Here is a 22,062-nt window from a genome sequence, read left to right on the forward strand (position 1 = left end):
GAGTGGAATATGTGGCGTTGCTAGGGTGTCTCGATGCCAGGCACGTGGCTCGACCTTTTCTCTGCGCCTTGACAGGTTCCACTGACCACGGCTCCTCGGGGCGGATTTGTGCATGCGCGGCACGGCCGCGGAGGGATGTACAGGCGGTGCTGGATGGACTTCGGTCGCTCTGATCGATGGCGGTTGCCGACCGCGATCAAGATTCTGATCGCGGGCGGGTTCGGCGTGGGCAAGACCACCATGGTGGGCGCGGTCTCCGAGACCCGTCCCCTGCGTACGGAAGAAGCGCTCACGCATATCGGCGTGGACATCGACGACCTGTCGGGCGTCGAGGCCAAGCCGACCACCACCGTGGCGATGGACTTCGGCCGGATCACGATCCGCGACGACTACATGCTGTACCTGTTCGGCACGCCCGGCCAGGAACGCTTCTGGTTCGTCTGGGACGAGCTGGCGATGGGCGCCCTCGGGGCGGTGGTGCTGGCCGACACACGGCGGCTGGCCGACTCCTTCCCGGCCATCGACTACTTCGAGCGGCGCGGGCAGCCGTTCGTGGTGGCGCTCAACTGCTTCGACGGCGCGCGCCCCTTCACGGTCGGCGAGGTACGGTCGGCGCTCGGCCTCGAACCGGAGATCCCGATCGTGCGCTGCGACGCCCGCAAGAAGGACTCCGGCCGGGAAGTGCTCATCACGCTGGTCGAGCACGCCATGCGCCAGGGAGCCACCCCGGTCGGGACCATGTCGTGACCATCACCGGCTACCTTTGACCGATGGAGGAGATCGACCGCCAGATCGTCACGCTGCTCGCCAGGGACGGCCGGATGAGCTTCACCGATCTGGCCAGGGAGACCGGGCTCTCGGTCTCGGCGGTGCACCAGCGGGTGCGCCGGCTGGAGAAACGCGGAGTCGTGCGCGGCTATGCCGCGATCATCGACTATGACGCGATCGGGCTGCCGATGACGGCGTTCGTGTCCATCAAGCCGATCGACCCTGCCGCCCCCGATGACGCGCCTGAGCGGCTGGCCCACCTGGCCGAGATCGAGGCATGCCACAGCGTGGCGGGCGACGAGAGCTACATCCTCAAGGTGCGCGTCGCCACGCCGCTGGCACTGGAGGAGCTGCTGCAGCACATCCGCGCGTCGGCGAACGTCTCCACACGCACCACCGTCGTGCTGAGCACCCCCTACGAGCACCGGCCGCCCGAGGTGGCGGGCGACGGCGCCGACGGTCCGGCGCCCGCTCCGGCTTCCCCTGCCTGACGACGGGCTGCCGGTCCTGGGCGGGCTCGCGCTGTCCGACGATGGGCCGCCAGACCCGGATGGCCTCGCCTCGTTCGACGACGGGCCCCCGCTGCAGCTAGCGGGATCTGTTCGGCATTGCCGAACTGCGCTACGGTGTGGGGCGTGGGAGAGACCATCCAGTCCGTCGAACGGGCCGCCGGCATACTGAGGCTGCTCGCCTCCGGCCCGCGCGAGCTGGGCGTGGCCGAGCTGGCCCGCGCGATGGGCCTGCCCAAGGGCACCCTGCACGGCATCCTGCGCACGCTCGTCCATGTCGGCTTCGTCGAGCAGGACGAAGCCACGGGCCGTTACCGGCTCGGCGGCACGCTGCTGCACCTGGGCAGCAGCTACCTCGACGTCAACGTGCTGCGCACCCGCTCGCTCAACTGGGCCGACGCGCTGGCCGGGCGCAGCAGGGAGAGCGTGTGGATCGGTACCGCGCACGAGGGCGGCGTCCTGGTGGTCCACCATGTGTTCAGGCCCGACGACAGCATGCAGGTCCTGCAGGTCGGCACCCTGCTGCCCGCGCACGCGACCGCGCTGGGCAAGGTCCTCCTGGCGTACGACCCGTACGGCGACGCGGGCGCGGCATTCCACGCGCCGTCCGCCCCGGAACCCACGGCATCACATCGTACGGCGTTCGCCACAGCGCCCAGCGCAACACCCGGCACACCGTCCGCCATAGCGCCCAGCGCAACACCCGGCATGCCGTCCGCCACAGCGCCCAGTGCGGCGGCAGGCGGCGAGCTCGCCGTCGAGGGGTTGGCCGCCTTCACGCCCAGGACCCTCACCCGCGCCGACGACCTGGCCAAGGAGCTGGAGCTGGTGCGCGGCCGGGGATGGGCCTGCGACGTGGAGGAGCTGGTCGAGGGCGAGGTCTCCATAGCCGCTCCCATCCGGGACGCGCGCGGCGTCACCGTCGGCGCCATCGGCGTCAGAGGCGCGGTCGAGCGGCTGGCCGAGGGCGGCGAGCCGAGCATCACGATCGTCTCCTACGTCCGCGACGCCGCCCGCGCCATCACCCGCGACCTGAGCCGGTGACGTGTTGACACGCCCGGCCCGACCGCAGCTAGGATTTGGCAACCGTTCGGTAATGCCGAACACATCGAAGTGAGGAAGCCGTGCCTGGACCGCATTACGTCGCCGCCATCGACCAGGGCACCACGTCGAGCAGGTGCATGGTGTTCGACCAGGACGGCCGGATCGTCTCGGTGGCGCAGCGGGAGCACCGGCAGATCTTCCCCCGGCCCGGCTGGGTCGAGCACGACGCCGCCGAGATCTGGGAGGCCGTCCAGGGCGTGGTGGCCGAGGCCGTCACCGGCAGCGGCATCGACTTCGGCCAGCTCGTCGCTCTCGGCATCACCAACCAGCGCGAGACCACCGTCCTGTGGGACCGCGACACCGGGCGGCCCGTGGCCAACGCGATCGTCTGGCAGGACACCCGTACCGACGCCCTGGTCCGGTCCCTGTCCGAGCACGAGCAGCTCTTCCGTGAGAGGGCCGGGCTGCCGCTGGCCACCTACTTCGCCGGGCCGAAGATCCGGTGGCTGCTCGACGAGACCCCTGGGCTGCGGGAGCGGGCCGAGCGCGGCGACGTGCTGTTCGGCACCGTCGACAGCTGGCTGATCTGGCGGCTGACCGGTCGCCACGTCACCGACGTCACCAACGCCAGCCGTACGATGCTGATGAACCTCCGCACCCTGAGCTGGGACGACGAGCTGCTCGCCGCGCTCGGCGTGCCACGCGCGATGCTGCCGGAGATCCGCCCCTCCGCCGAGGTCTACGGCACCACCGGCGACGGCGTGCCGGTGGCGGCGGCGCTGGGGGACCAGCAGGCGGCGCTGTTCGGCCAGACGTGCTTCGGGCCGGGCGAGACCAAGAGCACCTACGGCTCCGGCAGCTTCCTGCTGATGAACACCGGCACCGAGCCCGTCGCCTCCAAGCACGGGCTGCTCACCACCGTCGGTTATCAGATCGGCGACGCCCCCGCCACGTACGCGCTGGAGGGCTCGATCGCCGTCACCGGCTCGCTCGTGCAGTGGCTGCGCGACAACCTCGGCCTGATCTCCAGCGCCGCCGAGATCGAGACCCTGGCGGGCACCGTCGAGGACAACGGCGGCTGCTACTTCGTCCCGGCGTTCTCCGGCCTGTTCGCCCCGCACTGGCGCTCCGACGCGCGCGGGGTCATCGCCGGGCTGACCGGGTTCGTCACCAAGGGGCACATCGCGCGGGCCGTGCTGGAGGCGACCGCCTGGCAGACGCGCGAGGTGGTCGACGCGATGAACGCCGACGCCGGGCTCGCGCTCACCTCACTGCGCGCCGACGGCGGCATGACCGCCAACAACCTGCTCATGCAGATCCTGGCCGACGTGCTCGCGGTGCCCGTCGTACGCCCGATGGTGTCGGAGACCACCTGCCTGGGCGCCGCGTACGCGGCCGGGCTGGCCACCGGCTACTGGCCCGATACCGACAGCCTGCGGGCCAACTGGCACAAGGCGGCCGAGTGGCGGCCGAAGATCGGCCAGGACGTCCGCGACCGCGAATACCGCAACTGGCGCAAGGCCATCGACCGAAGCCTCGACTGGAGCACGCCATGACCACGACCGCCTCCCGCGCCGAGACCCGCGAGGAGCTGTCCAGGGGCACCTACGACCTGCTGGTCATCGGCGGCGGGATCCTCGGGACCTCCGTCACCTGGATGGCCGCCCAGGCGGGCCTGCGGGTCGCCATGGTCGACGGCGGCGACTTCGCCGGGGCCACCTCCAGCGCCTCCTCCAAGCTCGTCCACGGCGGCCTGCGCTACCTGCAGACGGGCAACGTCAAGCTGGTCGCCGAGAACCACCGCGAACGCCGGGCGCTGGCCGGCGACATCGCCCCCCACCTGGTCAAGCCGCTCTCCTTCGTGGTGCCGGTCTACCGGGGCGGCCCGCACGGCGCCGCCAAGCTGGGCGCGGGGGTGTTCCTCTACTCGGCGCTGTCGGTGTTCGGCGACGGGCTCGGCCGGGTCATCACCCCGCACCAGGCGCTGGCCAGGGTGCCCGCGCTCCGCTCCGAGGGGCTGCGCGCCGCCGCCGTCTACGGCGACCACCAGATGAACGACAGCCGGGTCGCGGTGATGACCGTGCGCGCCGCCGTCGACGCGGGCGCGGTCGTGCTCAACCACGCCGAGGTCGTCGGCCTGCGCGAGAGCGGCGGCACGGTCTCGGGGGCGGAGCTGCGCGACCGGCTCGACGGTACGGAGTTCGGCATCGGGGCCGGCCTCGTACTGAACGCCACCGGCCCGTGGGTGGACCACCTTCGTCGGATGGAGGACCCCGGGGCCGCGCCGAGCATCCGCCTGTCGAAGGGCGCCCACCTGGTCATGCGCCGCCACGAGCCGTGGAAGGCGGCCCTGACCACCCCGATCGACAAATACCGTGTGTCCTTCGCCATCCCGTGGGAGGACCACCTGCTGCTCGGCACCACCGACGAGGCCTACGAGGGCGAGCCCGCCGACGTGCGCGCCACCGACGCCGACGTGGCCCAGATCCTCGACGAGGCCGGGCACGCCGTACGCGAGTCGCAACTGCGGCGCGAGGACATCACCTACGCCTTCGCCGGGCTGCGCGTGCTGCCGGGCGGCCCCGGCGGCGTGTCGTCGGCCAAGCGGGAGACGGTGCTCAGCCGGGGCAAGGGCGGCATGCTGTCGGTGGCGGGCGGCAAGTGGACCACCTACCGGCACATCGGCAAGCTCGTCCTCGACATGCTCGCCCACCTGCCGGGCCACCCGCTCGGCGACGACCTCGCGGCCATCCTGCCCGCCATGCCGCTGCCCGGCCTGGCCAGCCCGGACGCGGTCGCGATGCGCCTGTGGACCGACCGCGAGCCCGGCACCCGGATGGACCCGCTGGTGGCCCGCCACCTCGCCTCGCACTACGGCTCGATCGCCTTCGACCTGGCCAGGCTCATCCGCGACACGCCCGCGCTGGGTGAGCGGATCCATCCGGACGGGCCGGACATCTGGGCGCAGGCGGTCTACGCGCGCGACCACGAGTGGGCGGCGACGGTCGACGACGTCGTACGGCGCCGCACCACCCTCACGGTCCGCGGCCTCGACACCCCGGAGGTCCGCACCCGCGTCGAGACACTTCTCACGGGCGGCCCGGTTCCCGCGTCCTGACCACCGCGAGGGCCCTCACCGCGAGGGCCCTCACCGCCAGGGCCGGTCGCTGTCCAGGCCCGCTCCCAAAGCGCCCACTGCCAAGGCGCGGCGGGTTCGCGGGCCCGTCAGGTCTGTTCGTAGCGGGCGCGCAGGCGGGTCTTGGCCAGGTCTGTCGCCCCCAGGTGCTCCAGGCCGTTGAGAGCGGCCCCGACGATCGGCGGGACGTCGGCGACCACCAGCTTGGCCCGCGGCGCCCTGGCGGCGAAGGAGGCGTCCAGGAGGGCCGTGAGGAGCGGGTCGCGGGCCCGGAGGATGCCGCCGCCCAGCACCACCTCCGTGGGCGTCTCCAGCAGGTCCAGGCGGCGCAGGCAGACCTCGGCCAGCACGGTGATCTCCTCCGCCTGGCGTTCCACCAGCGATCTGGCGATCGGGTCGCCCGCCGCGGCCGTGGCGAAGACGCCCGGCGTGAGCTCGTGCAGGCGGCCTTCGTCCAGGCGGCCGAAATGGAGCTCCAGGATCAGCTCCTCGACCGTGCGTACGCCGAAGTGCCGCGTGCACAGCTCCGCCAGCGTGGTCGCCGGACCGCGACCGTCCTCGGCGCGGGCGGCGTGCCACAGCGCCTCCTCCGCGACGCCCTGGCCGCCGCCCCAGTCACCGCTGAGGCGCCCGAGGGCGGGGAAGCGGGCCACCTCGCCGGTGGGGGAGACGCCGACCGCGTTGATGCCCGCACCGCACACCACGGCCACGCCCCAGGAGTTCGAGGCGCCCGCCCGGAGCAGGGCGAAGGTGTCGTTGCGGACGGAGATGTCCGGGCCGAAGCCCCGGCGGGCGAACTCGCGGGCCAGGGCCTCCTCCTCGACCGGCAGATCGGCCCCCGCCAGATAGGCCGCCACATGATCGAACCGGCCCACGACAACAGGCCGATCGGGAGAGCGGTCCGGGGAGGGGTCCGGGGGGCGATCAGCGGAACGGTCCGGGGAGGGGTCCGGCGAGCGATCAGCGGAACGGTCCGGGGAGGGGTCGGCGGAGTGGTCCGGCGAGCCGTCCGGGCCGATGGCGCCGTCCGGCGGCAGTTGCGCGAGCGCCTGCCGTACCGCCTCCTCCACCGCGTCCAGCGCCGCCGGAACCCCGTCGCTCTGCGGCGCGAACGGCCCCGCGCGGCCGGTGGCCAGCACGTCGCCGTCCTCCGTGACCAGCGCCACGTCGGTCTTGCTGTTGCCGCCGTCGACCGCGAGGACGAGCCTGCGGTGCTCCACTACCTCACCGTCCACGGAAGGTAGGCGTGGTTGGCCTCCAGCAGCAGGCCGGTCAGCTCCTCGGCGGTCGCGTCCTGCCCGATCAGGGGATGGGCCAGCAGGGCGTCGCGTACGCGGTCCGCGCCGCCATGCAGGGCCGCCTCGAGGGCGAGCGTCTCATAGGCGGACACGTGCGCGATCAGCCCCGCGAACAGCGGCTCGACCGGCGGCACCGGCAGCGGCGCGGCCCCGTCGGCGGTGACGTGCGCGGGCACCTCGATCACCGTCTCGTCGGCCAGGAAGGGGAGCGTGCCGTGGTTGCGGATGTTCACCACATGGGTGCCGGGACGGTCGCCGAGCAGGGAGGCGATCAGTGCGACCGCCGCCTCGGAGTAGTAGGCGCCGCCGCGCTCGCCCAGCAGCGCCGGCTTCTCGACGACCGACGGGTCGGCGTACATCTCCAGCAGCTTCGTCTCCATCGCCGCGACCTCGGCCGCGCGCGACGGCTTGGCCCGCTGTTCCTCCACGACCGCGTCATGATCGTAGAAATAGCGTAAATAGTACGACGGCACCACACCGAGCCGGCGGAGCAGCTCGGGGCGCCCCAGGCCGTCGGCCAGCGACTCCGCGTGCTCGGCGAGCAGCGACGGCAGCACGTCCTCGCCGTCCAGGTACACGGCCCGTTCCCAGGTCAGGTGGTTGAGCCCCACGTGGCCGAGCGAGATCCGCGACGGCGGCACGCCCAGCAGGCCGGCGACGTGGCGCTGGAAGCCGATCGCCACGTTGCACAGCCCGATCGCCCGGTGCCCGGCGTCCAGGAGCGCGCGGGTGACGATGCCGACCGGGTTGGTGAAGTCGACGATCCACGCCTGCGGCGCGTGCGTACGCACCTTCTCAGCGATCTCCAGCACGACCGGCACCGTGCGCAGCGCCTTGGCCAGCCCGCCCGCGCCGGTCGTCTCCTGCCCCACGCAGCCGCAGCGCAGCGGCAGCGTCTCGTCCACGTCGCGCGCCGCCTGCCCGCCCACACGCAGCTGGAACAGGACGACCTGGGCCCCCGACACGCCCTCCTCGACGGACGAGGTGGCCAGCACCCGGGCCGGATGCCCGGCATGTGCCAGCATGCGGCGCGAAATCCCAGAAACAACCTCAAGTCGCGATAAATCGGGATCTATGAGTGCGATTTCCGAGACCGGCAGCTCGTCGCGGAGCCGCGCGAACCCGTCGATCAGCTCGGGCGTGTACGTCGAGCCGCCCCCCACCACGGCCAGTTTCAACCCTTCACTCCCGTCAATGTCACGCCCTCGATGAAGACCTTCTGGGCGAAGAAGAACACGATGATCACCGGTGCCATGACGAGCAGCGTCGCCGCCATGGTCAAATTCCACTGCACGCTGTGCAGCGCCTTGAACGAGGCCAGCCCCACCGACAGGGTCCAGCTGTCGAGGTTGGTGGAGGCGTACAGCAGCGGCCCGTAGTAATCGTTCCAGCAGTAGAAGAACTGGAACAGCGCCACCGCCGCGATGCCCGGCCGGGCCATCGGCAGGATCACCCGGATGAGCGTCCTGAAGTCGGTGCAGCCGTCCACCCGCGCCGCGTCGGTGTACTCGCGCGGGATCGAGAGCAGGAACTGCCGCAGCAGGAAGATCGAGAACGCGTCGCCGAGCAGCATCGGCAGGATCAGCGGCAGCAGCGTCCCGGTCAGGTCCAGCCGCGCCCAGATCAGGTAGATCGGCACCGCGACCACCTGGGGCGGCAGCATCATCATGGTGATGACCAGCAGGAACGCCAGCCTGCGCCCCGGAAAGCGGAACCGGGCCAGCGCGTAGGCCACCGGGATCGACGACACCAGCGTGAACAGCGTGCCGGTCACCGCGTAGATCATCGTGTTGCGCAGCCACAGCAGGATCGGCGACTTGGCGAACACCTCGCCGAAGTTGCCCCAGTTCCAGCTGTGCGGCCATAGTTCGTCGGTGAGCGTCTGGTTGTCGCTCATCACCGCGGTCAGCAGGACGAAGACCAGCGGCCCGATGAACGCGATCCCCAGCGCGACGGCCGTCGCGTGCGTGGCGATCCAGTACAGCACCCTCCTGGTACGGCCACGCCGCTCCCGGGCGCGCCGCCCGGCGGCCCGCGTGGGGCGCGCCACCAGCGTGGCGGTCATTCGGCCACCTCCTCGAACCCGCGGAACTGGCGCAGCAGGATCAGCGTGAACACCATCGACGCCGCGAACAGCACCAGCGCCAGCACACAGGCGTAGCCCATCGCGTAGTCGCGGAAGCCCGTCTGGAACAGCCACTGCGGCAGCGTCAGCGTCGACATCTCCGGATAGCCGGGCACGAACGAGGTGCCCGGCGCGTCGGTGACACCCGCCGCGACCCGGGAGGCGATCATCGCCTGGGTGAAGTACTGCAGCGTGTAGATGACGCCGGTCACCGCCGAGAACATCAGCACGGGACGGATCGTCGGCAGCGTGATGCTGCGGAACTGCCGCCACGCCCCTGCCCCGTCGATGGCCGCCGCCTCGTACAGGTGCTTGGGCACGTCCAGCAGCGCCGCCAGGAAGATCACCATGACGTTGCCGACGCCCCACATGGCCAGCAACGTCAGCCCCGGCTTCGACCAGTCCTTGTCGCCGAACCAGTCGGGCCCGGAGATCCCCACCAGCGCGAGGATCCGGTTGACCGGGCCGGTGGCCGGGTTCAGCAGGAAGACGAACGCCACCGTCCCCGCCGTCACCGGCACCAGCGACGGCAGATAGAACACCGTGCGGAAGAACCCCACGCCCGCCTTCAGCTTCGTCACCAGCTGCGCCACGCCCAGGGCGAACAGCACCTGGGCGGGCACCATGACGACCACCAGCCAGGCCGTGTTCCCGATCGAGATCCAGGCCCGCTCGTCCTGCAGGAAGTAGCGGTAGTTGGCCAGGCCGTTGAACTTCAGCGAGAACAGGTCGTAGTTGAAGAAGGAGAAGTAGACGGTCGCCAGCAGCGGATAGGCGAAGAACACCCCGAACCCCACCAGCCACGGCGACAGCCACAACAGGGCACGGAACCCCTCCCGGCGCCTGAGCGGTACGCCCGCCACCTCAGCCGCCCGACAGCTTGAACTTGGCGTCGATGGTCTTGTCCACGCCCTTCAGCCCCGCGTCCAGGTCCTTGACCGAGCCCTTCTCCCACGAGGTGATGAACCCCTGCAGCGCCTCCTGGTTGAACACGCTGTTGACGTGCGCCGGGATCGTGCTCGTCTTCGGGTTGGCGAAGATGTCGAGGAAGGTCTGGAAGTGCTCGTCCTTCTTCAGCGCGGGCGACTCCAGCGCGGCCTTGGTGGTCGGCACGTTGCGGATCGCGTTGGCCAGCGTGACCAGCGCGTCGGTGTCGGTGGTCAGGTACTTCACCAGAGCCCAGGCGGCCTCGGGGTTCTTGGCGCCCTTCGGCACGCCGATCACGGTGCCCGCGGTGAAGCCGCTGCCGTACAGGTCGGGCTTGGCGTCGTCGACCGGCATGGGGGCGGTGCCGTAGTCGAGCTTCGGCGCCTCGTTGGCGATCATGGCCACCCGCCACTCGCCGTCGATGCCCATGGCGACCTTGCCCTGGTAGAAGGGGTGCTTGCCGGAGAACTCGTCGCCCAGGCTCTTGCGGAACTTGTCCAGGTTGGCGTAGCCGTACCAGTCGACGAGCTCCTTCTGCCAGTTCAGCAGCGTCTTCCAGGCGGGGTCGGAGCCGATCGCCGAGGTGCCGTCGGGGTTGGTCCACTTGGCGCCGACCATCGCGCCCCAGTGACCCGCGGTGTTCTCGTAGTACTGGCCGCTCGGGATGAACCCGGCGACCTTGATGGTGCCGTCGGGGTTGCGGACCGTGAGCTCCTTGGCCAGCTTGGTCAGCTCCGACAGCGTCTTGGGCGGCTGCTTGCCCTTCATCAGGGCCTTGTTGTAGTAGAGGCCGTACGCGTCGGTCAGCAGCGGCATCACGCACCGCTTGCCCTCGTACTGGGTGTAGTCGTTCACGACGGGCGGCAGGCCCGACAGGTCGACGCCGTCCTGCTTGATCACCGGGTTGAGGTCCTGGAACACGCCGCTCTTGCACCAGGTCGCCACCGAGTCGGTGGTGAAGGACGAGGCCACGTCCGGCGGGCGGCCACCGCGTACGGCCTGGGTGATCTGCTCGTCCTGTACGCCCTTGACCAGCTTGACCTTGATCTGCGGGTACTTCTTGTTGAACCCGGCGATGGCGTCGGTGAACGCCTTCACCTCCGAGTCCGCCGAGAACCCGTGCCACAGCTCGATGGAGGCGGCCGGCAGCGCGGTCGGCGCGGTGCCGCTGGGCTTGGACTGGGAGCCGAGAGCAGGACCGCCCTCTTTGCCCGCGGTACACGCGGCCAGAGTCAGGACGGCGAGCCCTGCGGCCGCCAAGGGGACGAAGCGCACGGGGGGTGCCTCCTCATGACGTTACTCATGTGGGTTGTGGAGCTCAGGGGGTTGGGACCGTAGAGCCGAAGACCTCGTCGCGGACGAGGTCGAGGGCGAGGTCGAGCGCGCCGGCGAGGACGGGGTTGCCTTCGACGGACGACAGGCGCAGCCGGGGCCGCGGGATGGTCAACGCGTGCAGCTCGTGCTCGACCAGCTCGCGCAGGGGTTCGCCGCCCGACAGCACCACGCCGCCGGTCAGCACGATGAGCCCGGGATCGATGACGGAGGTGATGGCGGCCAGGCCCACCGCCAGCCGCGCGGCGATGTCGCGCAGCCCCGCCCTCGCGTCGTCGGCCTTCTGGCCCGTCTGGTGGTCGTCCGCCGCGCGCACCGCGTTCGCGATGGCCTGGCGGAAGTCCGTGCCGCGCACGCCGTACGAGCGCAGCAGCTTCAGCACGGCCGGGCCGCCGGTGAGCGCCTGGTAGCCGTGGTTGGCGTAGCGTCCCGCCTCGCGGGCCGTCGGCGCGCCCGGGGTCGGCATGTAGCCGACCTCGCCCGCGCCGCCGGTGGCGCCCCGGTGCATCCGCCCGCCCAGCACGATGGCCGAGCCGATGCCCTCGTCGGCCCACAGCAGCACGAAGTCGGAGTCGCCGCGCGCGGCCCCGTGCGCCATCTCGGCCAGCGCGACCAGGTTGACGTTGTTCTCCACCGACACCGGCACGCCGAGTCCCTTGGCGAGTGTCGGCACCAGGTCGCCGATCTGCCAGCCCGGCATGTCCTTGGCGGTGGCGTAGCCGAGCCGGCCGGTGGACGGGTCGATCGCCGCCTGCACGCCGATCACCACCCGCCGCAGCGGGCCGGGGGAGCCCGCGCCGTCGAGGGCCGCGCGCAGCCTGGCGACCAGCTCGCCGCCCGGCCGGCGCGGGGTGGGCAGCGTGTACGAGCCCACGGTCGTGCCGGTGATGTCGGCGACCCTGGCCTCGATCCGGGCGGGGGTGACGTCCAGCGCGCCCACGTAGGCCGCCGCCGGGTTGATCCGGTAGACCTCCGCGGTACGGCCGGGCAGCCCCTCCCTGATGCCGTCGAGCACCACCAGACCCGCCTCCTGCAGACGGGACAGCAGTTGCGAGGCCGTCGGCTTCGACAGGCCGGTCAGGGTGCCGATCTCGGGGCGGGTCAGCGGGCCGCGCTCCAGGAGGGCCTGCAACGCCGCGCGATCATTGATGGCGCGGAGCAGACTGGGAGTACCTGGTACCGGACCGCTCAACTTTCACCCCTTGACCCGAAGTTAGGAAACTTTCCTAACTTGATGCGAACCTAAGAGGCCCGGAGGGTTTCGGTCAAGGGGTGAAACCAAGCCGTGACCGGATGCGGGCCGGGATGTCGCGCGGGAAGATGGGAGTGCCTCAACAGGCATGCTAATGTCGTCGTTTGTTGTAACAACAAGCAGAATGGCCCGGAGTGTCCCATTAACAACAATAATGGTCAGGCGGCAACTCGTCAAACAGAGCTCGCAAGGGAGCAGGAGTATGTCGCCCGCCTCTATGCCCGCCTCGACGCGTTGCGTGAACGCACCCAGAGCCAGCTGAAGGAGGTGCTCGGCGCCGGCGCCGTCGGTACGCAGCAGAACAGGTCGGAGCGCGACACGTTCGCCGGCATGTACGCCGCCCGGCTGGCCCGGCTCTGGGCGGTGGAGCGCGGGCTGGTGTTCGGCCGGCTCGATCACGTCGACGAGGGCAGGCTCTACATCGGCAAGCTCGGCATCACCGACGACGAGCAGGAGCGGTTGCTCATCGACTGGCGCGCGCCCGTGGCCCAGCCGTTCTACCGCGCCACCCCGGCCGCGCCCATGGGCCTCACCAGGAGGCGGCACCTGCAGACGAAGGGCCGCGCGGTCATCGGCGTCGACGACGACCTGCTCGACTTCGACACGCTGACCGACGAGGACCGCGCCACGCTCAACGGCGAGGCCGCGCTGCTGGCCGCCCTCGACGAGCGGCGCACCGGCCGGATGCGCGACATCGTCGCCACCATCCAGGCCGAGCAGGACCGCGTCATCCGCGCCGACCTCAACGGCGTGCTGGTCGTCCAGGGCGGTCCTGGCACCGGTAAGACCGTCGTGGCCCTGCACCGCGCCGCGTACCTCCTCTACACCCACAGGGAGCGCCTTGAGCGTCGCGGGGTGCTGATCCTCGGCCCCAACCTCACCTTCCTGCGCTACATCGAGCAGGTGCTGCCCTCGCTGGGCGAGACCGACGTGCTGCTGTCGACGGTCGGCGAGCTCTATCCCGGCCTGACGGCCACCGCCAGGGACCGGCCGGAGGTGGCCGCGATCAAGGGCGACCTCCGCATGGCCGAGGTGATCGAGCGGGCCGTACGCGACCGGCAGCGGGTGCCCCGCAAGCCCGTCGAGCTGAACCTGGGCCGCTACACCCTCACCATCGACCGCAACATGCTCGAATCGGCCAAGAACAAGGCCACCCGCTCGCGCCGGGCGCACAACCAGGCGCGCGCGGTGTTCGTCAGGTCGCTGCTCAACGCCCTGGCCAGGCAGGCGGCCAAGAAGCTCGGCAAGGGCCTCATCGACGACGACGAGCTGGCCGACCTGCGTGAGGAGCTGCGCACCGAACAGCCGGTCAAGACCGCCCTGAACAGGCTCTGGCCGTACCTGACCCCGCAGCGCCTGCTCCTCGGCCTGTACGGCGCGCCGGAGCGGCTCGACTACGCGGCCGCGGCCCTGACCCCGCAGGAGCGCGCGCTGCTGCGGCGTGAGGGAGGGGAGTGGACCGAGTCCGACGTGCCGCTGCTCGACGAGGCGGCCGAACTGCTCGGCGAGATCGACGAGCAGGTGCTGCGCGCCAGCGCCCTGCAGGCCGAGGAGGAGCTCGCCGCGGCCCGGCAGGCGGCCGAGCACGAGCGCGAGGCCGAGCTCGCCTACGCCCGCGAGGTGCTCGAACTGACGGGCCTGTCCGACGTCATGGAGGCCGAGCGCCTGGCCGAACGCCAGCGTGGCGAGGGGCCCTACCTCACCACCGCCGAGCGGGCCGCCGCCGACCGCGCCTGGGCCTACGGTCACGTGATCGTGGACGAGGCGCAGGAGCTGTCGGCCATGGCCTGGCGGGTGATCATGCGGCGGGTGCCCACCCGGTCGATGACGATCGTCGGCGACATCGCGCAGACCGGCTCGATGGCCGGGGCCCGCTCGTGGAACCAGGTGCTCGACCCCTACGTGGCGGGCCGTTGGCGCCAGGAGCGGCTCACCGTCAACTACCGCACGCCGGTGGAGCTCATGGAGGTCGCCGCCCGCGTGCTGGCCACCATCGACCCGGCGCTCGAGGCGCCCGCCTCGGTCCGCGACAGCGGCGCCGAGCCCTGGTCGGCGCCGCTGTCCCAGTTGCCGGAGCTGGTCAAGGCCGAGGTCGGGGAGGGCGGCAAGGTCGCCGTGGTCGTCCCCGACGCGCTGCTCGGCGAGCTCGGCAAGGTGATCTCCGACACGGTGGAGGGGGCCGCCGTGGTCTCCTCCCGCGCCACCCGGGGCACCGCGGCGCTCGACGCCCCCGTGGCCGTGCTCGGTGTGACCGATGCGAAGGGGCTGGAGTTCGATTCGGTCATCGTGGCCGAGCCGGACCTGATAGCCTCGCAGTCGCCGCGCGGCCTGAGTGACCTATATGTCGCTCTCACCCGGGCCACCCAGCGGCTCGGCGTCGTCCACGAGCGGCCGCTGTCAGCCCTCCTTTCGGGGGCGCTGGGCGGCTTGCCAAGCCGCGCGTCCGGGCCGACAAATGGGCATTAGATCGCTTTAATGCGACAACGCAAGCATGTCCTACCTGCGGAAACTTGATGTTTCTGCTGATCGGGACACGGTTGACATCTGAGGTGGAGTCGGTAGTTTGCTGCGCAGTCCAGCACGGGACTTGGCCGGTTGGCCGTCTCTGACATCGTCGGATCCTGCGTCCGTGACGGAGCGTGACTCCGTCCACACAGCCAGGTGCAGGGCCGTCGGTCCGTCGAGTCGGGGCACCCCAACCGGGCGGGGGGTTGGACCCGGGACGGGCCCGGGAGCCCAGTAGACAACGGAATTCCGCGCTCGCCGCCGACGAGACGGGTCCGGTCCGAAGGGTTTCCGGGCCCTCTTCCCTCTCGTGCGCAGGATCGCCATCAGCGCCGGGTGGTCCCGTCAGGTCACGGGATCACCCTGCCGCTCCTTTCGCCGCCGCTCCTTTCGCCGCCGCTCCTCGCCGTTCTCGCCGACCCCTATCCTGGGTCGTCCAGCGCCTGGGACCCCTATTTGCGGATCACCGGGTGCCGCGAGGGCCGAATCGCTGCCCGGGGGCGGTAGCGTTTTCGCAAGCAGGCGTGCGAACGGCGAGGAGAATCCCGCGTGGTGCAGGACAAGACGGGCCCACCGCCCACTGGCGGCGGAACCCCGCACACCCCTGACTCGACCACGCCCGAATCCGGCCCGCCCGTTCCGCCCGCGTCTCCGTCCGGCACGCCCGTGCCGGCCTCGGACGGGTCCGCGTCTCCGTCTGGTACGTCCGCTTCCGTCCCCGGTGGGTCCGCTTCCGTCCCCGATACGTCCGCTTCCGTCCCCGGTGGGTCCGTTCCCGTAGGGCGTGGGGTTCGGGAGTCCGGGCGGGTGCTCATGGCCCGGGTGGCCGCCGCTGTGGCCGGTGGGGGACTGCTGTTCCTCGCCTTTCCGCCCATCGACTGGTGGCCGGCCGCGCCGCTCGGCGTCGCGCTGATCGTCGCCGCCCTCTACCGCGTGCGCCCCCGGCGCGCCGCCTGGCTCGGCTATCTGGCCGCCGCCGTGTTCCTGTTCCCCACCCTGGCCTGGGTGCGCGCGATCGGCGACGACGTCTGGCTGATGCTGGTCGGCGTCGAGAGCCTGTTCTACGCCGTGATGGCCGCCCTGGCCGCGCTGGTGTTCCGCCTGCGGTTGTGGCCGCTGTGGTTCGGCGGGCTCTGGGTGGCCATGGAGTGGGCGCGCGGGCTGTTCCCCATCGGCGGCTTCCCCTGGGCGCGGCTGGCGTTCAGCCAGGGCGAGTCGCTGTTCACCGAGTACGCCGCGCTGGGCGGGGCGCCGCTCGTGTCGTTCGCCGTCGCGCTGTGCGGGGCCCTGCTCGCCTACACGCTGCTGCGGCGGCCTCCGGACGCCCGGCGTGTCACCGGGCGGCTCGTCCCGCTCTCGCTCGCTCTGGTCGTGCCCCTGCTGACCCTGGCCGTGCCGAGGCCGGGCGATGAGGGGCGGACGGTCAACATCGGCATCGTGCAGGGCAACGTGCCGGGCCGCGGTATGTACGTCATGGGCGACGAACCCGCCGTTGTCCTGAAAAATCATGCCAACGAGACCAAAAAGCTGGCGCAGGCCGTACGAGACGGGAAACTCGCCAAGCCCGACATCGTGGTCCTCCCCGAGAACTCCACCGACATCGACCCCTACCGCGACGCGACCGCCCGCCAGATCATCGACGACTCCGTGAAGGACGTCGGGGTGCCCACGCTGGTCGGCGCGGTCGTGGCGATCGGCGAGGAGAACCGCGCGACCCGCAGCCTGGTCTGGGACCCGGTGACCGGACCCGGCGCCTACTACGACAAGCAGCAACTGGTGCCGTTCGGCGAGTACACACCCTTCAAGGAGCTCGTGCTGGCCCTGTGGGAGCGGGCCGGTCTGGTGGGCAGGCAGTCGGTCCCGGGCACCAAGCCGGGCGACCTGAAGATGGGGCCGGTGACGATCGGCGCGGTCAACTGTTATGAGGTGGCCTACGACGGCACCGTGCGCGGGACCGTCAAGACGGGGGCCACGCCGCTGGTGGTGCAGACCAACAACGCCACCTACGCCGAGTCCAACCTGCCGCCGCAGCAGCTGGCCATGTCGAAGCTGCGGGCCGTCGAGCACAACAGGGCGGTCGTGACGGCGGCCACCACCGGCATCTCGGCGTACGTCACACCTGACGGTAAGGTCTCCTGGCAGACCCGCGAGCTCGTGGCGGACATGAACGTGGTGAAGGTGCCCGTGCGCACCCAGGCGACGGTCGCGACCCAGATCGGCGCGTTGCCAGAGTGGGCGCTGGCGTTGATGGGAGTGGCGGCCGCCGGGGTCGCCGCGTGGCGTGTCAGGCGCAAGGCGACCGGTGAGGAATGACTGATCATGGAGACTCTTGGCCGGATACTCATCGTCATACCGACCTACAACGAGCGCGACAACCTGCCGCTGATCACCGAGCGGGTGCGCACCGCCCTGCCGGACGCCCACGTGCTGGTGGTCGACGACAACAGCCCCGACGGCACCGGTGAGATCGCCGACAAGCTGGCCGACAAGGACGACCACGTCCACGTCCTGCACCGGGCGGGCAAGGAAGGGCTGGGCGCCGCCTACATCGCCGCGTTCCGCTGGGGCCTCGACGAGGGCTACAACGTGCTGGTGGAGATGGACGCCGACGGCTCCCACCAGCCCGAGGAGCTGCACAAGCTGCTGGAGGCGGTCTCCGACGGCGCCGACCTGTCGATCGGGTCGCGCTGGGTGCCCGGCGGCAAGGTGGTCAACTGGCCCGTCTCCCGCGAGCTCCTGTCCAGGGGCGCCAACATCTACACGCGGCTCATGCTCGGCATGTCCGTGCGCGACGCGACCGCCGGGTTCCGCGTCTATCGCGCCGCGACGCTGGAGAAGATCGGGCTGGCCGACGTCGAGTCGCAGGGCTACTGCTTCCAGGTCGACCTCACCCTGCGGACGACCAGGCACGGCCTGCGGGTGGTCGAGGTGCCGATCACGTTCGTGGAGCGGACCGTCGGCACGAGCAAGATGAGCAGCCGCGTCATGGCCGAGTCGTTCTGGCGCATCGCCGTCTGGGGGCTGTCCGGCCTGCCCGCCCGGCTGCGCGGCAAGCGCGGCTGAGAACCTGTGGCCACCCTCAGGTAGCGGCGGAACGGTTAGGGCGCGCCGGGCGTTGTCATTGTGTACACGGCCTTTAGGTACGTCGTGTGCGCGGTCCTTTGGGTACGCCTTCAGATACGTCGCGTAGATACGTCGCGGGCGCGGATTGGGGAAGACGATGCGGCTCCTGCTTTTCCTGGCCTTCCTGATCGTCCCGGTGCTGGAGATCTGGCTGCTGATCCAGGTCGGCTCGGTGATCGGCGGCTGGACGACCGTGGCCCTGCTCATCGCCGACAGCCTGCTGGGCGCGTGGCTGGTACGGCGTGAGGGGCGCAGGGCGTGGCGGGCGCTGCAGGACGCGCTGCAGTCCGGCCGGATGCCCGACAAGGAGCTCGCCGACGGCGGCCTGATCCTGGTGGGTGGCGCGCTGCTGCTGACGCCGGGGTTCCTGAGCGACGTCCTCGGGTTCCTGTGCGTGCTGCCGGTCACGCGGCCGGCGATGCGGCGCCTGGTGTCCTGGTTCTTCGACCGCCGGGTCAAGAAGATGGCGGCGGCCTCGCCGTACGCGCACCTCTTCTCGGCGCCGGGCGGCGGGCCCGTCGACGGACACGTCAACGCGCGCGGCGCCGGTGTGGTGCACGGCGAAGTGATCAGAGAAGACCGCGAGCCGTCCTGACCGCGAGCCGCCCTACGGCCGGTAAGGCTTGCTGACCGGCGAGCCCCACTGGCCGCGAGACGGGCCGTGAGCAAAAGAGACGGGCCCTGAGCAAACGAGACCGGCCCTGAGCAATGCGAAGCCCCCGGACAAGGTGTCCGGGGGCTTTCACCGTGAGAAGGTGTCAGGCGCTCTTTCGACGCTGGGCCCGCAGGACCGCCAGCCTCTCGTTGAGCACCTCTTCCAGGTCCTCGATGGACCGTCGCTCCAGGAGCATGTCCCAGTGCGTCCGCGGGGGCTTCGTCTTCTTCGACTCCGGCTGCTCGCCGTCGACCCGAACCGCGGTAGCGCCGCACATGCGGCACTCCCAGGTCGCGGGAATCTCGGCCTCGGCGGCAAGCGGAACCTCGAAGCGATGGCCCTTGGGACAGGTGTAGGACACGTCCTGGCGCGGGGCCAGATCCGTGTTACGGTCGTTCTCGTAGCTGGTTGCCCCGAGCCGGGTGCCACGAAGCGCGCGCTCGCCCATGTTTAAATGCCTCCTACAGGGCCCCCATCGTGAGGGGTCTGTCTCCCACGGTGTGTAACGCTTGGTACCGTGATGGGATTCCCCCCTGCGGGGTGATCCAATCGCTCTCTTCCCGAGGAGTTGCCCGCAACCGGGCTTCCGTCGGCGTTTTGGAGCTCCGGGCCACGTGAGGGCCATGGTGGTTCCTGAGACAGTTCGCGAATCGGTCTGACCGCAAGGCGCCCTTTGCTCGCTCCCTGTAATCCGGGACACGATCGGCCGGGTGGTGGTCGCGGGACGGTAGCGCCTGACGGTAGCCAAGGGACGCGGGCCCACAAGACCGCCCCGCCGGGGACGAGCGCCCACCGGCGGGGGACAGCGGGTCTAGCGCACGCCGTACAAGTGCTCGATGGCGAGCTGGTCCAGGTGCTCGAACGCGGCGCCGCGGGCGGCCAGCGCGTCGATGTCGGGGGTGAAGGAGCGCACGTCGCGCCAGCTCTCCCCGTCGGCGAGGGTCGGCACGGCCAGCTCGTCGAGCCGGGCCGCCGCCAGCGCCTCCCGCACCTCAGGGTCGGCGCGGAAGGCCCGCACCTTCTCCCGCAGGATCAGGTAGTTGCGCATGCACGCCGCCGCCGACACCCACACGCCCTCGTCGTCCTCGGTGCGCGGCGGCTTGAAGTCGAAGTGGATCGGGCCGGAGAAGCCGTTGGACTCCAGGACATCAACGGTCCAGAAGGCGCCCCGGGCGTTGCCGGCGCCGAAGCGGAAGTCCTGGTCGTAGCGCGGGCCGTTCTGCCCGTTCAGGTCGATGTGGAACAGCTTGCCGTGCCACAGCGCCTGCGCGATGCCGTGCGCGTAGTTGAGCCCGGCCATCTCCTCGTGGCCCACCTCGGGGTTGAGCCCGACCAGCTCCGGGTGCTCCAGCTCGTTGATGAACGCCAGCGCGTGGCCGATGGTGGGCAGCAGGATGTCGCCCCTCGGCTCGTTGGGCTTGGGCTCGATCGCGAACTTGAGGTCGTAGTTGTGGTCCAGCACGTACGAGCCGAGCACGTCGAAGGCTTCCTTGTAGCGGTCGAGCGCCGCCTGGACGTCCTTGGCCGCGCCGCTCTCCGCGCCTTCCCTGCCTCCCCAGCACACGTACACCTGCGCGCCCAGCTCGGCGGCCAGGTCGATGTTGTCCATCACCTTGCGCAGCGCGAAGCGGCGCACGTCGCGGTCGTTGGAGGTGAAGGCCCCGTCCTTGAAGATCGGGTGCGAGAACAGGTTGGTGGTCGCCGTGGTGACCACCAGGCCGGTCTCCTCCAGCGCCTTGCGGAAGGCGCCGACCCGCTCGTCGCGGTCATGGCCGTCGAAGTCGAACACGTCGTTGTCGTGGAAGTTCACCCCGTACGCGCCGATCTCGGCGAGCTTGCGCACGGCCCGGTCGGCGGGCATGGGCGCCCTGGTCGCCGGTCCGAACACATCGACTCCCGCCCAGCCGACGGTCCAGATGCCGAAGGAGAAGCGGTCCTCGGGGGTGGGCGTGTAGGGGTCTACGCTCATGATCGATCCTCTCGGTGGTGCTGCCAGCCGGCCGTACGGTCGCGCAGCTCGGCGTACTGGTCACGGACATGGGGAGTGGGTGGCCCGTCGTACTCCTGGACCGGCTGGGCCGTCCAGACGGGCGGTTCGGGCGTGCCGGCCAGCGCCCAGGCGGCCTGGCGGGCCGCGCCGAGCGCCACGTATTCGGCCGGCTCGGGGACGGCGACGGGCTTGCCGAAGATCTGGGGGGCGATGCGGCGCACCGCCTCGGACTTCGCGCCGCCGCCGATCAGCAGCACGCGGCGCGGTCGTACGCCCTGCGCGGTCAGGTGGTCGATGGCGTCGGCGAGGGAGGACAGCAGCCCCTCGACCGCCGCCCGCGCCAGGTTCTCGCGCGTGGCGTTGCGGGTGGTCAGGCCGGTGAGCGTGCCCGAGGCGTCCGGCCGGTTCGGGGTGCGCTCGCCGTCGAGATAGGGCAGCAGCGTGAGGCCGCCGGCGCCCGGCGGGGCGGCCAGCGCCAGCTCCGACAGCTCCGCCAGCGAGCAGCCGATCATCGAGGCCGCCGAGGAGAGGATCCTGGCCGCGTTGAGCGTGGCCAGCAGCGGCATGAAGCGCCCGGTCGCGTCCGCGAAACCGGCGACCATCCCCGACTCGTCGGCGGCGGGCACCTCGCTCACCGCGAACACCGTGCCCGAGGTCCCGATGGACACCGCGACGTCGCCGGGCCGCAGCCCGAGCCCGAGCGCCGCGCCCATGTTGTCGCCGGTGCCGGGCCCGATCGCGGCGCCGCCCGGCAGGTGCCCGACGATCTCGTTCGGCGCGGCCACACGGGGCAGCTCGACCTCGTGACCGATCGCGGCCGACACGAACTCGGGCAGATACTCTCCCGTCGCCGGGGACCAGTATCCAGTGCCCGAGGCGTCGCCCCGGTCGGTCGTGAAGGCCCGGCGCTCGCCCAGCCGCCAGGTCAGCCAGTCGTGGGGCAGCAGCACGGCCGCGGTGCGGGCGGCCGACTCCGGCTCGTGCTCGGCCAGCCAGCGGAGCTTGGTGACCGTGAACGAGGCCACGGGCACGCTGCCGGTCAGCTCGGCCCACCGGGCCGGGCCGCCCAGCTCGGCGGTCAGGCGGGTGGCCTGCGGCGCCGACCGCGTGTCGTTCCACAGCAGGGCGGGCCGCACCACCTCGCCGGAACCGTCGAGCGCGACCATGCCGTGCTGCTGGGCCGCCACCGCGACGGCCGCGGCCCGCTCCAGCAGGTGCCGCCCCTTGTCGAGCGCGCTCTCCCAATGGTGGGGATGGCACTCCGTGCCGTCGGGATGCGGGGCCGCGAACTCGTCGACCACTGTGCCGTCACCGGCCCGGCACAGCACGATCTTCGTCGACTGAGTCGAGGAGTCGACCCCGGCCACCAGTGCCTCTGTCACCAGGACTCCATATTAG

General features: G+C 71.1%; 18 protein-coding genes. 9 read left to right on the forward strand and 9 right to left on the reverse strand.

Annotation, left to right across the window (positions count from 1 at the left end; genetic code table 11):
* The first annotated feature begins 153 nt into the window (after window positions 1-153).
* From ACGFJ2_RS45960 to ACGFJ2_RS45980, 5 genes are all read left to right on the forward strand, one after another.
* A complete protein-coding gene (locus ACGFJ2_RS45960; RefSeq protein ID WP_357951771.1) occupies window positions 154-747 on the forward strand; it encodes an ATP/GTP-binding protein in 594 nt (197 codons plus the stop codon).
* A 23-nt stretch (window positions 748-770) separates the two neighbouring features.
* Window positions 771-1,259, forward strand: coding sequence for an Lrp/AsnC family transcriptional regulator (locus tag ACGFJ2_RS45965; RefSeq protein WP_357951773.1), 489 nt, complete (start codon window positions 771-773; stop codon window positions 1,257-1,259).
* 144 nt (window positions 1,260-1,403) lie between these two features.
* Window positions 1,404-2,321: an IclR family transcriptional regulator gene (locus ACGFJ2_RS45970; RefSeq protein WP_393479424.1), complete on the forward strand. Its 918-nt coding sequence runs from the start codon at window positions 1,404-1,406 to the stop codon at window positions 2,319-2,321.
* An 80-nt stretch (window positions 2,322-2,401) separates the two neighbouring features.
* On the forward strand, window positions 2,402-3,877 hold the full coding sequence (gene glpK / locus ACGFJ2_RS45975) for a glycerol kinase GlpK (protein WP_357951777.1): 1,476 nt from the start codon (window positions 2,402-2,404) through the stop codon (window positions 3,875-3,877).
* Window positions 3,874-5,439 (forward strand): glycerol-3-phosphate dehydrogenase/oxidase, encoded by a 1,566-nt coding sequence (locus ACGFJ2_RS45980; protein ID WP_357951778.1) that lies wholly within the window; start codon window positions 3,874-3,876, stop codon window positions 5,437-5,439. Before glpK ends, ACGFJ2_RS45980 begins: the two co-directional genes overlap by 4 nt.
* A gap of 107 nt (window positions 5,440-5,546) precedes the next feature.
* On the opposite strand, the gene ACGFJ2_RS45985 is transcribed toward ACGFJ2_RS45980, so the two are convergent.
* The 6 genes from ACGFJ2_RS45985 to ACGFJ2_RS46010 are packed head-to-tail and all read right to left on the reverse strand — an operon-like array spanning window position 5,547 to window position 12,331.
* Complete coding sequence (locus ACGFJ2_RS45985) at window positions 5,547-6,692, reverse strand: N-acetylglucosamine kinase (RefSeq protein WP_393479427.1); 1,146 nt, start codon at window positions 6,690-6,692, stop codon at window positions 5,547-5,549.
* Window positions 6,677-7,933 (reverse strand): 6-phospho-beta-glucosidase, encoded by a 1,257-nt coding sequence (locus ACGFJ2_RS45990; protein WP_393479430.1) that lies wholly within the window; start codon window positions 7,931-7,933, stop codon window positions 6,677-6,679. The genes ACGFJ2_RS45985 and ACGFJ2_RS45990 overlap by 16 nt, the downstream gene beginning before the upstream one ends.
* Window positions 7,930-8,820, reverse strand: coding sequence for a carbohydrate ABC transporter permease (locus ACGFJ2_RS45995; protein ID WP_393479432.1), 891 nt, complete (start codon window positions 8,818-8,820; stop codon window positions 7,930-7,932). Before ACGFJ2_RS45995 ends, ACGFJ2_RS45990 begins: the two co-directional genes overlap by 4 nt.
* Window positions 8,817-9,743: a sugar ABC transporter permease gene (locus ACGFJ2_RS46000; protein WP_357951785.1), complete on the reverse strand. Its 927-nt coding sequence runs from the start codon at window positions 9,741-9,743 to the stop codon at window positions 8,817-8,819. The genes ACGFJ2_RS45995 and ACGFJ2_RS46000 overlap by 4 nt, the downstream gene beginning before the upstream one ends.
* Window position 9,744: 1 nt before the next feature.
* The gene (locus ACGFJ2_RS46005; RefSeq protein WP_393479435.1) at window positions 9,745-11,082 is read right to left on the reverse strand and encodes an ABC transporter substrate-binding protein; all 1,338 of its coding nucleotides are present in this window, start codon (window positions 11,080-11,082) and stop codon (window positions 9,745-9,747) included.
* Between the two features lie 43 nt (window positions 11,083-11,125).
* Complete coding sequence (locus tag ACGFJ2_RS46010; protein ID WP_357951789.1) at window positions 11,126-12,331, reverse strand: ROK family transcriptional regulator; 1,206 nt, start codon at window positions 12,329-12,331, stop codon at window positions 11,126-11,128.
* A 294-nt stretch (window positions 12,332-12,625) separates the two neighbouring features.
* On the opposite strand from ACGFJ2_RS46010, the gene ACGFJ2_RS46015 reads away from it, so the two are divergent.
* The 4 genes from ACGFJ2_RS46015 to ACGFJ2_RS46030 all read left to right on the forward strand — a co-directional run bounded on the left by ACGFJ2_RS46015 (window position 12,626) and on the right by ACGFJ2_RS46030 (window position 18,614).
* Window positions 12,626-14,857: a HelD family protein gene (locus tag ACGFJ2_RS46015; RefSeq protein ID WP_393479438.1), complete on the forward strand. Its 2,232-nt coding sequence runs from the start codon at window positions 12,626-12,628 to the stop codon at window positions 14,855-14,857.
* 852 nt (window positions 14,858-15,709) lie between these two features.
* Entirely contained in the window at window positions 15,710-17,209 is a 1,500-nt protein-coding gene (gene lnt, locus ACGFJ2_RS46020; RefSeq protein ID WP_357952187.1) for an apolipoprotein N-acyltransferase, read from the forward strand.
* Window positions 17,210-17,215: 6 nt separating this feature from the next.
* A complete protein-coding gene (locus ACGFJ2_RS46025) occupies window positions 17,216-17,959 on the forward strand; it encodes a polyprenol monophosphomannose synthase (protein ID WP_358540843.1) in 744 nt (247 codons plus the stop codon).
* Window positions 17,960-18,116: 157 nt separating this feature from the next.
* Entirely contained in the window at window positions 18,117-18,614 is a 498-nt protein-coding gene (locus ACGFJ2_RS46030) for an FxsA family protein (protein WP_357951794.1), read from the forward strand.
* 163 nt (window positions 18,615-18,777) lie between these two features.
* Here ACGFJ2_RS46030 and ACGFJ2_RS46035 read toward each other — a convergent pair whose 3' ends face one another.
* From ACGFJ2_RS46035 to xylB, 3 genes are all read right to left on the reverse strand, one after another.
* The gene (locus tag ACGFJ2_RS46035) at window positions 18,778-19,122 is read right to left on the reverse strand and encodes an RNA polymerase-binding protein RbpA (protein WP_103962598.1); all 345 of its coding nucleotides are present in this window, start codon (window positions 19,120-19,122) and stop codon (window positions 18,778-18,780) included.
* Window positions 19,123-19,485: 363 nt separating this feature from the next.
* Complete coding sequence (xylA, locus tag ACGFJ2_RS46040) at window positions 19,486-20,643, reverse strand: xylose isomerase (RefSeq protein ID WP_357951795.1); 1,158 nt, start codon at window positions 20,641-20,643, stop codon at window positions 19,486-19,488.
* Window positions 20,640-22,046, reverse strand: a complete 1,407-nt coding sequence (gene xylB, locus ACGFJ2_RS46045) for a xylulokinase (RefSeq protein ID WP_357951797.1) — start codon at window positions 22,044-22,046, stop codon at window positions 20,640-20,642. Before xylB ends, xylA begins: the two co-directional genes overlap by 4 nt.
* Between the last annotated feature and the right edge of the window lie 16 nt (window positions 22,047-22,062).

Source organism: Nonomuraea sp. NPDC049028, assembly GCF_043197735.1.
In the GTDB taxonomy this organism is placed as follows: Bacteria; Actinomycetota; Actinomycetes; order Streptosporangiales; family Streptosporangiaceae; genus Nonomuraea.

Coding starts and splice junctions, on each gene's coding strand:
- ACGFJ2_RS45960 (WP_357951771.1), top strand. CDS start 154: ATGGACTTCGGTCGCTCTGATCGATGGCGGTTGCCGACCGCGATCAAG.
- ACGFJ2_RS45965 (WP_357951773.1), top strand. CDS start 771: ATGGAGGAGATCGACCGCCAGATCGTCACGCTGCTCGCCAGGGACGGC.
- ACGFJ2_RS45980 (WP_357951778.1), top strand. CDS start 3,874: ATGACCACGACCGCCTCCCGCGCCGAGACCCGCGAGGAGCTGTCCAGG.
- ACGFJ2_RS45995 (WP_393479432.1), bottom strand. CDS start 8,820: ATGACCGCCACGCTGGTGGCGCGCCCCACGCGGGCCGCCGGGCGGCGC.
- lnt (WP_357952187.1), top strand. CDS start 15,710: ATGGCCCGGGTGGCCGCCGCTGTGGCCGGTGGGGGACTGCTGTTCCTC.
- ACGFJ2_RS46025 (WP_358540843.1), top strand. CDS start 17,216: ATGGAGACTCTTGGCCGGATACTCATCGTCATACCGACCTACAACGAG.
- ACGFJ2_RS46030 (WP_357951794.1), top strand. CDS start 18,117: ATGCGGCTCCTGCTTTTCCTGGCCTTCCTGATCGTCCCGGTGCTGGAG.
- ACGFJ2_RS46035 (WP_103962598.1), bottom strand. CDS start 19,122: ATGGGCGAGCGCGCGCTTCGTGGCACCCGGCTCGGGGCAACCAGCTAC.
- xylA (WP_357951795.1), bottom strand. CDS start 20,643: ATGAGCGTAGACCCCTACACGCCCACCCCCGAGGACCGCTTCTCCTTC.